This window comes from Cedecea davisae (assembly GCF_044095835.1).
In the GTDB taxonomy this organism is placed as follows: Bacteria; Pseudomonadota; Gammaproteobacteria; order Enterobacterales; family Enterobacteriaceae; genus Cedecea; species Cedecea davisae.
The window spans coordinates 3628521-3640788 of record NZ_CP172054.1 but is presented as its reverse complement, the minus strand read 5'-3'; the positions used below and the strand labels follow the sequence as shown (position 1 = coordinate 3640788).

Below are 12268 nucleotides of genomic sequence, written 5' to 3'. Positions count from 1 at the left end.
GCTCAGCTAACCAGCGAGGAGGCCTGGTGGAAGATTGCCGTGGTGAAGTCCACCAGCCGGGTCAGCATCCATTTACCGCCAAAAATCAGCACCAGCAGCGTGACAACCAGACGCGGCAGGAAGCTCAGGGTTTGCTCATTAATCTGGGTCGTGGCCTGGAAAATACTCACGCACAGGCCAACCAGCAGGCTGGGCACGATAGCGACGGCGGAAATCAGCAGCACCAGCTGAATGCCGGAAGCCATGATGTCCCCGGCGGTGTCCATATTCATCATCGCTATAGCCCCTGTACGCTTGAGGTCAGGGTGCCGACAATCAGCGTCCAGCCGTCGCACAGTACAAACAGCATCAGCTTAAACGGCAGCGAGACAATCAGCGGCGACAGCATCATCATCCCCATCGCCATCAGGATACTGGCGACGATAAGGTCGATAACCAGGAACGGAATGTAAATCATAAAGCCAATCTGGAACGCGGTTTTCAGCTCGCTCAGCAGATAGGCGGGGGTGACCACGGTTAACTCCTGTTCGCGAGCGTCACCGCTCACCCCGGCAATCTCCATCATCTGGGACATTGCCTTGTTGTTGGTCTGCGCCAGCATGAATTTTTTGAGCGGTACTTCGGCGGTAGCCAGCGCCTGATTAAGAGTAATTTTGTCGTTCTGGAACGGCACTATCGCTTCGTTATACACCGTGGTCCACACCGGACGCATGACCAGCAGCGTCAGGGCGAGGGCAATCCCGGTGAGAATTTTATTCGGCGGGCTTTGTTGCAGCCCCATCGCCTGGCGCAAAATCGCCAGTACGATGATAAAGCGGGTAAAGCAGGTCATCATCAGCACCATGATCGGCAGCAGGCCGAGCAGGGTCATCAGGATCAGGATTTCAATTTTAACGTTGTAATCCTGGCCCGCGTCGGTATTAGCCGAGCTGAATAATGTCACCTCGCCGTTGGCGGCAAACAGCAGCGGCGAAAAGCACAGGCCGAGCGTCAGCAGCGCCGTCAGGGCGGATTTTCTGCCCGCGAGGCAGCGTAACAGCCGTTTCATCCTGCCAGCTCGCCAAGATCTTTGTTGTTGAATTCGATGATGCGTAGTCCGTATTTGTCGTTAAGCACCACCACTTCGCCGCGGCCAAACAGAATGCCGTTCACTTTAATGTCCAGCGGTTCACCGGCCAGCTTATCCAGCTCAACCACAGAATCGTTGGTGACGGACATTAAATCGGCCAGCGAAATCTCCACCGAGGCGACTTCCAGCGTGAGGGTAACGGGAATGCGGCTAAACAGAGACATCTTGCGCATCTTGTCCATTGGATTATGGCGTGGCGTGTTGTCCTGCAAATCCATACGGATATTGCCTTCAACCGTCTCTTCCTGCGGAGCATCGTCGAAGTTCAGGTCGTCCAGGCTCAGGGACTGGCTCAGGTCTTGTTCAATTTGACTCATAGTGCTTCTCGGCCGTCTTATCGTTAAATTCACTCAGCAGCAATTTGCCGCGATCTTCCGCGATTTCAGCGGTAAAAATCTGTTCTTTGCCAATAAAGACCGGCATGGGTTGGTTCAGTGAAAGCGGAATAATGTCTCCGGGTTCAATGTCGGCAATTTGCGCCACCGTCAGGTTCAGCGAGGCCAGGCGGCCGTTGAGCTTTAGCGGCAGGTCGTAGAACAGCCGCTCAATTTGCCCGGCGCTCAGGGCCGACTCCTTTTCGCTCTCGGTGCCGTCCGGCGTTCTCAGTTTCGCCAGCATGCGGTCAACATGAAAATGGTCGAGCAGGATGGTAAATCCACCCTGGTCATAACCTTCGAGGCTAAAGGTGATGCACCACGACCACTGGCTAATGACCGTCGAATAATCGTTTTTAATTTCTAACTCTTCACCGAAGGTTTCTTTATTGACTATCAGGGCGGTAAGCTCCTGGCCCAGTTTATTCTTCAGTCGTTCTTCGGTTTTTGATACCGGCTGAGACAGATCCGGTGCCACCTGGGTGCTGTCTTTGCTCAGACCATAATAGTCATGGAGAATATTCAGCAGCAAAATACGATCAATATCGAAAGCGAGATTGCCGTAGTTGGTGGAAAATATTTGTGTATTTTTATAATTTTTATCAATGGCAAATGTCATGTTTTTTAACATGACGTTAACTCTGAATTTTTTTAAGAAGTAAATACTCAAGCGCGCATCAAGAATATCGAAGCAATCATTCATGATCTTTGGCAGCTTGTGCCACGGACGGCCAAGTTTATTTACTTCCAGCTTCACCAGGTCGGGAAGCCGATCGCGGTGATGAATTCTAAGTCGTTGTAGTACAGGCTGCATAATTCTTCCGCATAACTATTGAATTTGACGGCGTCGCTAATGAGATTCATTATTGATTCATCAGCCGCCAAAAAAAAATATTACCTGGAGGTTTAAGTTATGAGAATGAGGTGGCGCTCTTTATTAGCAGCAGCGGGTCATTACTTGAAAACATCTCATCACTTTTTTTCAGGACGTTGATTAGACCTGCTTACGCCCGTTGTTGCAAGGGGGCGTAGCTTATTAATCTATTATTTATCCGAGGGTTATTAAGATTAATAACTTTTGTAACTCACTGTATTTTAATGATTAATATTTTAATATCCCTTAAAAATAAGACATTTCGTAGTACATCATTATACTCGCCCCCAGTGATAGTCGCCGCATTGAGATGCCAGCGATTAAATAGCCGATACCAGACGCTTAACATAAACGGTCTTGATAATTGTTCTTTGTAATAAAGGGCGCATTAAGCCGGTTTTGCTGTCCTTATTAGTCTGAATTAATTATAGGTTGGTAACACATCATGAACATGTTTGTGGAACACGACGCTGGTAATATTAATGGCTTTGTTGCCAGCGCACCCTCCAGCGTCAGTGTATTTGCGCTGGCTCGTCGCGTGGCGAACTTCAATGTGTCGGTATTAATTACCGGCGAAACAGGAACCGGTAAAGAATGCGTGGCTAAGTATATTCACGAGCACGCATCCGGCGTTGATGCTCCTTATATTGGAGTCAACTGCGCAGCGATTCCTGAAAGCATGCTGGAAGCTATTTTATTCGGCTATGAAAAGGGCGCATTTACCGGAGCGGTAACCAGCGTGGCGGGTAAGTTCGAACAGGCAAATGGCGGCACGTTATTGCTTGACGAAATTGGCGATATGCCGCTGGCGCTGCAGGCGAAACTATTACGTGTATTACAGGAACAGGAAGTTGAGCGCCTGGGAAGCCATAAACGCATCCCGCTCGATATTCGCCTGATTGCCTCCACGAATAAAGATTTGCAGCTTGAGATTGCCGAGGGACGTTTCCGTCAGGACTTGTTCTACCGTATTTCCGTGGTACCGATTCATATTACGCCGCTGCGCGAACGCCAGCAGGATATCGTGCCGCTGGCCCAGCGCTTTATTAGCAAGTATCACACTTTTCACCAGGGCAATACCCGCCTCGGCGAAGACGCCCGCCGTGCGCTGCTCAGCTATGACTGGCCGGGCAACGTCCGCGAGCTGGAAAACGTGATTCAGCGCGGCCTGATCCTTTGCAACGGCAGCGAAATTACCGCCAATGACTTTGGTCTTGCCCCGGCGGCTTCGCAAAGCTCCGGCATTGAGATGATGCCGGCCTGGCACGAAACCAAAAACGACGGCGTGCGCGGCGCGGTGGCGGCGATCCGCAACGTGAAGCTGCATGGCCGCATGGCCGAATACCAGTACATCATCGATCTGCTCAAGCGCCATCAGGGCAATAAATCTAAAACCGCACAGTTCTTAGGCATAACCCCTCGTGCGCTGCGCTACCGGCTGGCTTCGATGCGCGAAGAGGGCATTGATATTGAGTGTTACTCCTGAAAAGGAGAAGGAAACCGTTATGGATAAAATTTCAGGATTAGGCATGCCGATGGCGCAGCAGGAGATGCTCAATCGCCTGCAAAGTACCGCCGTCAGCGCCGGTTCCGGCTCTATTGCCGCGGCGCAGAACTTTGCTCCGTCGCTGAATAGCACCGCGCAGCCCGTCTCCTTCGGCAACGCGTTGAAGCAGGTCGTCAACAGCGTTGACCAACTTCAGCACTCCGCCAGCGCAAAGCAGACGGCCATCGACACCGGGCAGAGCGATGATTTAACCGGCGCGATGATCGAAAGCCAGAAGGCCAGCGTGGCGTTCACGGCGATGATGCAGGTGCGCAATAAGCTCACCAGCGCGCTGGATGAAGTGATGAACATTCCGCTCTAAGGGCCTTACCTTGTTAAACAAAATTAAAACTCAGCTTGCGGCGCTGCCGGTACCGCAGGGGAATCATAAAAAATGGCTTATTGGCGCCGCAGCCGTGTTGCTGACCGGCGCCATTGTCGCTTCGATATGGCGCAGCAGCGGCGGCTATGTCGCGCTGTATGGCGCCCAGGAAAATCTGCCTACCGCCCAGGTTGTTGAGGTGTTGGGCGCGGAGAACATTGCCTACCGTATCAACCCGGACAACGGGCAAATTCTGGTGGCCGAGAACAAGCTGTCGAAGGCGCGCATGGCGCTGGCGGCAAAAGGCATCAGCGCCGCGCTGCCGGAAGGCTACGAGCTGATGGATAAAGAAGAGATGCTCGGCAGCAGCCAGTTTGTGCAGAACGTTCGCTATAAACGCAGCCTCGAAGGCGAGCTGTCGAAGAGCATTATGGGGCTGGATCCGGTGGAGTCCGCGCGGGTTCATCTCGGCCTGAGCGAAGCCAGCTCGTTTGTGATGAGCAACAAGCCGGAAAGCAGCGCCTCGGTCATTATCCAGCTGCGCTACGGCAAAACGCTGGACGAACCGCAGGTTGCGGCCATCGTGCAGCTGGTTTCCGGCAGCGTACCGGGCATGAAGGCCAGCAGCGTGCGGGTGGTCGATCAGAGCGGTAATCTGCTTTCAGAAGGGATTCAGAGCGGCAATAGCGGCCTGGCGGGCATTCGTCAGGCGAATGACGTTGTGCAGCGGATGAAGGCCGACACCGAAAAGAATATCTCCGGCCTGCTGACTTCGCTTGTCGGCAACAACAACTTCCGCATCAGCGTCGCTCCGCAGGTTGATATGAGCAGCGTGGAAGAAACCCAGGAACGCCTGGGGAAAGACGCCCGCGTTAGCGATGAAAATATTAGTCAGGAAAATACCACTAACGAACTGGCGATGGGCGTGCCCGGCTCGCTGAGCAACCGTCCGGTTAATCAGCAGCCCGCTGCGGCAAACGCACCGGCAAACGCCAATGCTAACGCTAACGCCGCTCAGACGCAGTCTGCTTCTCCGCAATCCCTCAGCAGCCGCAACCAGGAACAGCGCAAATACGCCTACGACCGCGATATTCGCCATATCCGCCATCCCGGGTATCAGCTTGAGAAGCTGCGCGTGGCGATTGCCCTGAACCAGAGCGCACCGGCGCTGGCGAAAATCACGCCGGAGAAACTGGCGGGCCTGACCCGGCTGGTGGAAGACGCGGCGGGTATCGATAAAGCCAGGGGCGACTCATTAACGCTGGATGTTATGGCGTTTACCGCGCCAGAAGCCGCGGAATTCCCGGTGCTGAAATGGTGGCAAGATCCTCACATGCAGTATTGGGGGCAAACCGGCGGCATAGGCCTGCTGGCGCTGCTGACCTTATTGTTTGGCGTCCGCCCGCTGGCGCAGCGCTTTGGCCGCCGCGAAGTGGTGGTTGCCGAGGCTGCCAATGAGCCGATGCTGGATAGCGGCGCGCTGCTTGAAAACGAAATGATGACGACCGAAGAAGGGCTGGCGCCTGGCCTGCCGAAATCGTCGTTCCAGAATGATGACAATCTCCCTCCGCAAAGCTCCGGCCTTGAAACCAAAGTCGAATACTTGCAGATGCTCGCCCAGAGCGAAACCGAGCGTGTAGCGGAAGTCTTGAAACAGTGGATCAACAGCAATGAGCGAAGCACCAGTAAGCAAGAGTAGTAAAAGCAGCGCCGGTAACAGCGGGCGCTCGCGCATCGAGCAGGCGGCTATTTTGCTGCTGAGCGTGGGCGAAGACGCCGCCGCTCAGGTCATGCAGAAGCTAAGCCGTGAAGAGGTGATTTTGCTGAGCGAAACCATGGCGCGCCTGCACGGAGTAAAAGTGACTCAGGCTCGCCAGGCGATGAACAACTTTTTCCAGGACTACCGCGAACAGAGTGGCATCAACGGCGCTTCGCGCACTTATCTGCGCAGCATTCTGGAGAAGGCGCTCGGCGGGGAAATCGCCCGCAGCGTTATCAACGGTATCTACGGCGACGAAATTCGCTACCGCATGGCTCGCCTGCAGTGGGTGGATGTTCCGCAACTGGCGGCGCTTATTGAGCAAGAACACTTACAGCTCCAGGCGGTGTTCCTTGCCTTCCTGCCGCCGGACGTGGCGGCCAGCGTGCTGAGCGTGCTGCCGCAGGAACGTCAGGATGAAATCGTCTACCGCATCGCCAAGCTCGATGATGTTAACCGCGACGTTATCGACGAGCTGGACAGGCTTATCGACCGCGGCGTAGCGGTGCTTTCCGAGCACGGTTCTAAAGTGACCGGCATCAAGCATGCGGCCAACATTGTGAACCGTATTCCTGAGAACCAGCAGCAGTTGCTGGATCAGCTGCGCGAGCGCGACGAAGACGTGGTGGACGAGCTGAAGGACGAAATGTACGAGTTCTTCATCCTCAGCCGCCAGAACCAGAACACCCTCCAGCGCCTGATGGAAGAGATCCCGATGGAAGAGTGGGCCGTAGCGCTCAAGGGCACCGAGCCGGTGCTGCGTCAGGCCATCTGCAACGTGATGCCGAAGCGCCAGGTTCAACTGCTGCAAAGCACCACTTCCCGCCTTGGGCCGGTGCCGGTGAGCCGTATCGAACAGGTGCGTAAAGAGATTATGGGCACCGTGCGCCAGCTGGCGGAAGACGGTGAAATCCAGGTTCAGCTGTTCGCTGAGCAGACGGTGGAATAAGCATGTTTAAACAGACCCGATCGGCAACGCTCGACAGGCTAACTTCGCGACGGCAGGCGGTGGTTAAACCCCGGCTGCATAAATTCCCGCCGCTGCGTAAGAGCTGGCAGCAGGCAAGCCTTGAGCAGTCAGGCCAGACCCTTAACCCCGAAGAGTACCAGCAGCAGTTAATGCAGGGCTTCCAGGACGGCCTGAACCGGGGTTTTGCCCAGGGAATGGAAGAGGGCAAGGAAGAAGGTTACCAGGAAGGAGCGCGCCTCGGCTTTGAAGAGGGCATGCGCAAAGGGATGGAAGAGGGCAAGCAGCAGGCTCGCCAGCTGTTCCTCGACGCCGCCGAACCGCTGGACGGCCTGGTGGGAGAGCTGCGCCAGTATCTGGGTGCCTATGAACAGCGCCGCCGTGAAGAGTTGCTGCAACTGGTGGAGAAAGTCACCCGGCAGGTGATCCGCTGCGAGCTGGCGCTGCACCCTACGCAGATGATGACCCTGGTGGAAGAGGCCCTCAACGGACTGCCGCAGATCCCGGATCAAATCCGCGTCCTGCTCAACAGCGATGAATACCAGCGCATTAGCGAAGCCGAACCGGAAAAAGCTCGCCAGTGGGGGCTGTGCGCCGACCCGGAACTTGAAGCCGGAGAGTGCAAAGTCGTTACCGACACCAGCGAAATGGACATTGGCTGCCAGCATCGCCTCGAGCAGTGCATGGACGTGCTGAAAGATAACCTGCTGCCGGAAGCTCAGGATGAGTAATCAGGACTTCGAGCAGGCGCTGCGCTCCATTGAAAACATCAACCTTGCCCGCGTGGCGGGGCGGCTGGTGCGTGTTAACGGCATTCTGCTTGAATGCGTTGGCTGTCGCCTTGCCGTGGGGCAGCTGTGCCGTGTCGAAAGCGCCGAAGGCGAGTTTATGGACGCCCAGGTCGTCGGTTTTGACCGCGACGTCACCTGGCTGATGCCGTTTAAACACCCCACCGGGCTGATTGCCGGGGCGCGGGTATTCCCGGCGGACAAGCAGGAAGGCGTGATGATCGGCGACCGCTGGCTCGGGCGCGTGGTGAACGGCCTCGGCGAGCCGCTGGATAACAAAGGTAAACTGACGGGCGACACCCCGCTGCCGCTGCATTTACCCCAGGTTCACCCGCTGACGCGCCAGGGCGTGGAGCAGCCGCTGGACGTGGGCGTGCGCACCATTAACGGCCTGCTGACCATCGGTAAAGGCCAGCGAGTGGGCCTGATGGCAGGCAGCGGCGTGGGCAAAAGCGTGCTGCTGGGGATGATAACCCGTTACACCCAGGCCGAAGTGGTGGTGGTCGGGCTTATCGGCGAGCGTGGCCGTGAAGTGAAAGAGTTTATTGAGAACTCGCTCCAGGCTGAAGGGCTGGCGAAGTCGGTGATCGTTGCCGCGCCGGCGGACGAGTCGCCGCTGATGCGCATTAAAGCCACCGAACTGTGCCACACCATCGCCAGCTACTATCGCGATAAAGGTAAAGACGTCCTGCTGCTGGTGGACTCGCTGACCCGCTACGCCATGGCCCAGCGCGAAATCGCCCTCTCCCTGGGGGAACCTCCCGCAACCAAAGGCTACCCGCCTTCGGCCTTCGGCATGATCCCTCGTCTGGTAGAAAGCGCCGGGAACAGCACCGGGAGCGGCACCATGACCGCCATTTATACCGTGCTGGCCGAAGGCGACGACCAGCAGGATCCGATAGTTGACTGCGCCCGCGCGGTGCTGGACGGCCACATTGTGCTGTCGCGCCACCTCGCCGAAGCGGGGCATTACCCCGCCATCGACGTCGGGCAGTCCATCAGCCGCTGTATGAGCCAGGTCACCGAGCGCCAGCATCAGGTTGCCGCCAGAACGCTGAAGCAGCTGTATGCCGAATATCAAAACATTAAGCCGCTGCTGCCGCTGGGTGGTTATGTGGCGGGTGCAGACCCGCTTGCCGACCGGGCGGTAAAACTCTCCCCGGCGATTACGCAGTTTCTCCAGCAGGAGGTGCACGATGCGGCACCGCTTGCCAACTCTATCAGCGATTTATGCCTGCTGGCGCAGGCGGGATAACCGGCGATGAGCAAACTGATAACCACCCTTGAACAGCTGCATATACTGCGCAACCGCGCGGTGAAAGAGACCGGCGCGAAGCTGAATGCCCAGCAGCAGCTGTGCCAGCGCTATGAAAAAAATATCACCGCATTGACCTCGCTTGCGGCTGGCCTGACCCAGGCTGAGGGAACATCCGCTTTGCAGATGACTAATCACTCCGGCTACAAGCGCACCATCCAGCGCGTTATCGACTGGCAAAAACAGGAACAGGCGCTGGCCGACCTGGAAGCGAGGCAGCTACAGGGCGCACTGCTCAATGAAGCCCGGCGCGAAAAAAGCCTGGAAGTGGTGCTGGAAGCAAAGCGTAGCGAACGCCGGGCGGAGTCCGAGCGGCGCGAACGTAAAACCACCGATGCGGTTTCCGCACAATGCTGGCTGCGGCAGCGGCTGGCACACCGCTAAGAGTTAATCTATGAAACCAACCGCTAACCGCGCCACGCTGCTGGATAATTTGCTAAAGCGCCAGCGTGCGGCCGCCGTATCAAAAACGCCGTTTGTCAGCGTAGTCTGCCCGACGTGGAACCGCCGCGAATTTCTGCCGTACCTGCTTTATATCTATCAGTACCAGGACTATCCGGCGGACAAGCGCGAGCTGATAATCCTCGATGACTCGGAGCAGAGTAATCAGGACTTGATTGACATGATGGTTGACGCTGCTCAGCAAAATGTTCGCTACATTCACAGCCCCGAGCGGCTGGCGCTGGGCAAAAAGCGCAACATGCTTAATCAGCTGGCCAACGGCGAATACATCATCAGCTTTGACGATGACGACTATTACCCGCCGGAAAAAATCTCGCATCAGGTTGGCGAAATGCTGGGCCACAATGCGCTGTTTTCCGGCTGCGATCAGATCTATGTCTGGTACAGCCACCTCGACAAAATGTATCTCACGCATCCGTTTGGGCAACAGCATGTGCTGAACGGAAGCTTCGGCCTGCACCGAAATCTGCTGAAAAGACACCGCTACCAGGACGATGCAACGCTTGGCGAAGAGCAGGCGTTCCTCAATAACTTCACCACGCCGGTGCTGCAAATTGACCCGCAGAAGGCCATCGTCTGCATCTCCCACAGCAGCAATACCTACGACAAAGACTTCATTATGGGCAGCAGCATCCCGGTGGAGCTACGCCTTGAGGACCTGGTTAAAGACCAAAACCTGCTGGCGCATTACCGGCGTTTAAGCCGCGCGCCGCTTCACCAGTCGGTGCTGTGGTTGGTATTCGAGAAGGTGGCGGTTATTTACGACCCGCAGCAGGAGCAGGCTCTGGAGCAGCAGTGCCGTGATTTGATGGACTTTGGTTTTTCCGCCAGCCAGCTGTTTCCGGTGGCGCTTCATCAGCACGAGGACGCCGACCTCGCCGAACTGCAAACCCACTGCGCAATACTCGAGCGGGCACAGCAGGAAGGCTGGGGCAACGTGCTGCTGCTGGATGCGACGGTCAACTTTGTGAAAAAAGAAAACTCCGTTCAGCAGGTTAACGCCCTGCTAAGCAAGCTGCCGCATCTCGACTGGCAGGCGCTGATGCTGGGCGGAAAATACAGCGAACTGCGGCTGATGAACTCGCTGCAGGGCGTGGTGCGGGTTCGCGCCGCCGAGTGCGGCTGTGCCTATGCCGTTAATGCCAATTTTTACCCGGCGCTGCTGGCGGCCTACCGCGAGGCAATCAATGCTTCGCAAACGCGTGACCAAGCCTGGCAGCCGTTATTCCAGGATAACTGCTGGCTCGGTTTTTACCCGAGCTTTGCCTTTATTCAGCAAACGCGCGACCGCCAAAGCGGTAAGCCGGTTGACTGCACCCACTGGTTCTTCCGTAAACACAATTAAGTAAGGGATGGCCGAGGCCGCCCCGGAGAGAGAAATGGATATCATCGAACGTTATCAACCCGAATTTGTTACCCGCTTTGACGCCCTGAACGACGCCTGTTCATGCCCGGCCTGCGCTAACGGCGCGGAGGGCTGGCCGCAGGCCAACGTTTACCTCAACACGCAGCAGCGCGACAGCCTGGAGCCGGGCTGTGAAAGCGTGGCCCGCGAGCTGCTGCTCAACCCGCAGGCATTTGTGCTGCATATTTCCCGGAATGGGGTGCGGGGCGAGACCGCGCTTTCGCCGTGGGATGAGGCGCTAAACCAGCAGTGCATCAACCTGGCCATTCATCCTTTGTTATCTCTGGAAGGCAGTCTGTACGCCATCGGCGTGCTGCTAAGCAAAGCGCGGCAATATGTCGAAGAGGGAAGTGATGACCCGGCTCTGCTGGCCTCAATGGGCGAGCAGCTGGCCCAGCTGGCGGAGCACGGCGTTCTGGAGCAGCAGCTTCAACTGCTGCCGCCGATTGAAGAAAACGTCCTCGCTACCCTGAAGGCGATGGGGGCGATGCGCCTCAGCCTCAACCTGCCGATGGCGGAAAAAATGAGCGTGATGCTGAAGCTGAGCGAGCTGGGCATTATGCCCGCCAGCCGCCTTAGCGAGCGTCTGGCCGAGCTGCGGTCCGCTACGCAGGGGAATACCTTGTTCAGCGAGCAGCCGCATATTCTACGCAATATGCTGATTTATCGACTCTACCATGACGTATTCCCGGGCGTGGGCTGCGAAAACTACGGCGCGGCTTTCCTCGCTCTGGCGGAAGACTTCTTCCAGATTAAGATGCTGAGCGCCATCTGGCTTGGCAATAATCAAAGCCTGACGGAGCAGGATGTGGTCACGCTGTTCAGCGCCTGGTTTAGCTGGCGTAAAGCCAACCCGGCGCAGGTTGATGAGCAAAACAGTGCGGATTACAGCCTGCTGTGCGGGCTGTCTTTGCTATGACAACGGTTATCACCTTCGGCACTTTTGACGTGTTTCACGCTGGCCATCTGAACATTCTTACCCGGGCCAGAGCGCTGGGGGAGCGGTTGATGGTGGGGATCTCCTCGGATGCACTCAACGAACAAAAGAAGGGGCGTAAACCCGTCTACAGCGAGCAGGACAGAATGCAAATTATCGCCGGGCTGAAGTGCGTGGATGGCGTATTTCTTGAAGAGTCGCTGGAGCTGAAAGCGCAATACATTCAGCAATATCATGCCGGTATTTTGGTCATGGGCGATGACTGGCAGGGGCGCTTCGATAGCTACAGCGCCTTGTGCCGGGTGGTCTACTTTCCGCGCACACCGTCGATTTCTACCACGTCGATAATTGAAGTGGTTAAATCTCTATAATCTGCTGGCTTGCGTCCGG

The 12268-nt window shown here is 56.4% G+C and carries 14 protein-coding genes; 10 read left to right on the top strand and 4 right to left on the bottom strand.

What is annotated here, in order from left to right; translation table 11 throughout:
• Window positions 1-2: 2 nt before the first annotated feature.
• The 4 genes from fliQ to ACG1VR_RS17450 are packed head-to-tail and all read right to left on the bottom strand — an operon-like array spanning window position 3 to window position 2317.
• Window positions 3-275 (bottom strand): flagellar biosynthesis protein FliQ, encoded by a 273-nt coding sequence (gene fliQ / locus ACG1VR_RS17465; protein WP_016535271.1) that lies wholly within the window; start codon window positions 273-275, stop codon window positions 3-5.
• A gap of 2 nt (window positions 276-277) precedes the next feature.
• Window positions 278-1048, bottom strand: coding sequence for a flagellar type III secretion system pore protein FliP (gene fliP / locus ACG1VR_RS17460; protein WP_395489415.1), 771 nt, complete (start codon window positions 1046-1048; stop codon window positions 278-280).
• Window positions 1045-1446 (bottom strand): flagellar motor switch protein FliN, encoded by a 402-nt coding sequence (gene fliN, locus ACG1VR_RS17455; protein ID WP_016535273.1) that lies wholly within the window; start codon window positions 1444-1446, stop codon window positions 1045-1047. Before fliN ends, fliP begins: the two co-directional genes overlap by 4 nt.
• Window positions 1433-2317, bottom strand: coding sequence for a FliM/FliN family flagellar motor switch protein (locus tag ACG1VR_RS17450; protein WP_039897982.1), 885 nt, complete (start codon window positions 2315-2317; stop codon window positions 1433-1435). Before ACG1VR_RS17450 ends, fliN begins: the two co-directional genes overlap by 14 nt.
• Window positions 2318-2822: 505 nt before the next feature.
• Here ACG1VR_RS17450 and ACG1VR_RS17445 point away from each other — a divergent pair.
• From ACG1VR_RS17445 to ACG1VR_RS17400, 10 genes are read left to right on the top strand one after another with little or no spacing between them, the layout of a single operon-like run.
• Window positions 2823-3863 carry a sigma-54-dependent Fis family transcriptional regulator gene (locus ACG1VR_RS17445; protein ID WP_016535276.1) on the top strand — a complete coding sequence of 347 codons (1041 nt, stop codon included), beginning with the start codon at window positions 2823-2825 and terminating at the stop codon, window positions 3861-3863.
• Window positions 3864-3882: 19 nt separating this feature from the next.
• Window positions 3883-4245 (top strand): flagellar hook-basal body complex protein FliE, encoded by a 363-nt coding sequence (fliE, locus tag ACG1VR_RS17440; protein WP_016535277.1) that lies wholly within the window; start codon window positions 3883-3885, stop codon window positions 4243-4245.
• Window positions 4246-4255: 10 nt separating this feature from the next.
• Window positions 4256-5944: a flagellar basal-body MS-ring/collar protein FliF gene (fliF, locus tag ACG1VR_RS17435; protein ID WP_395489414.1), complete on the top strand. Its 1689-nt coding sequence runs from the start codon at window positions 4256-4258 to the stop codon at window positions 5942-5944.
• On the top strand, window positions 5916-6953 hold the full coding sequence (locus ACG1VR_RS17430; protein WP_016535279.1) for a flagellar motor switch protein FliG: 1038 nt from the start codon (window positions 5916-5918) through the stop codon (window positions 6951-6953). The genes fliF and ACG1VR_RS17430 overlap by 29 nt, the downstream gene beginning before the upstream one ends.
• Window positions 6954-6955: 2 nt before the next feature.
• A complete protein-coding gene (gene fliH / locus ACG1VR_RS17425) occupies window positions 6956-7702 on the top strand; it encodes a flagellar assembly protein FliH (RefSeq protein WP_395489413.1) in 747 nt (248 codons plus the stop codon).
• On the top strand, window positions 7695-9014 hold the full coding sequence (gene fliI / locus ACG1VR_RS17420) for a flagellar protein export ATPase FliI (RefSeq protein ID WP_016535281.1): 1320 nt from the start codon (window positions 7695-7697) through the stop codon (window positions 9012-9014). The genes fliH and fliI overlap by 8 nt, the downstream gene beginning before the upstream one ends.
• Window positions 9015-9020: 6 nt before the next feature.
• Complete coding sequence (fliJ, locus tag ACG1VR_RS17415; protein WP_016535282.1) at window positions 9021-9458, top strand: flagellar export protein FliJ; 438 nt, start codon at window positions 9021-9023, stop codon at window positions 9456-9458.
• 10 nt (window positions 9459-9468) lie between these two features.
• Window positions 9469-10881 carry a glycosyltransferase family 2 protein gene (locus ACG1VR_RS17410; RefSeq protein WP_395489412.1) on the top strand — a complete coding sequence of 471 codons (1413 nt, stop codon included), beginning with the start codon at window positions 9469-9471 and terminating at the stop codon, window positions 10879-10881.
• Window positions 10882-10915: 34 nt separating this feature from the next.
• On the top strand, window positions 10916-11860 hold the full coding sequence (locus ACG1VR_RS17405; protein ID WP_395489411.1) for a hypothetical protein: 945 nt from the start codon (window positions 10916-10918) through the stop codon (window positions 11858-11860).
• A complete protein-coding gene (locus tag ACG1VR_RS17400) occupies window positions 11857-12249 on the top strand; it encodes an adenylyltransferase/cytidyltransferase family protein (protein ID WP_395489410.1) in 393 nt (130 codons plus the stop codon). Before ACG1VR_RS17405 ends, ACG1VR_RS17400 begins: the two co-directional genes overlap by 4 nt.
• Window positions 12250-12268: the final 19 nt, after the last annotated feature.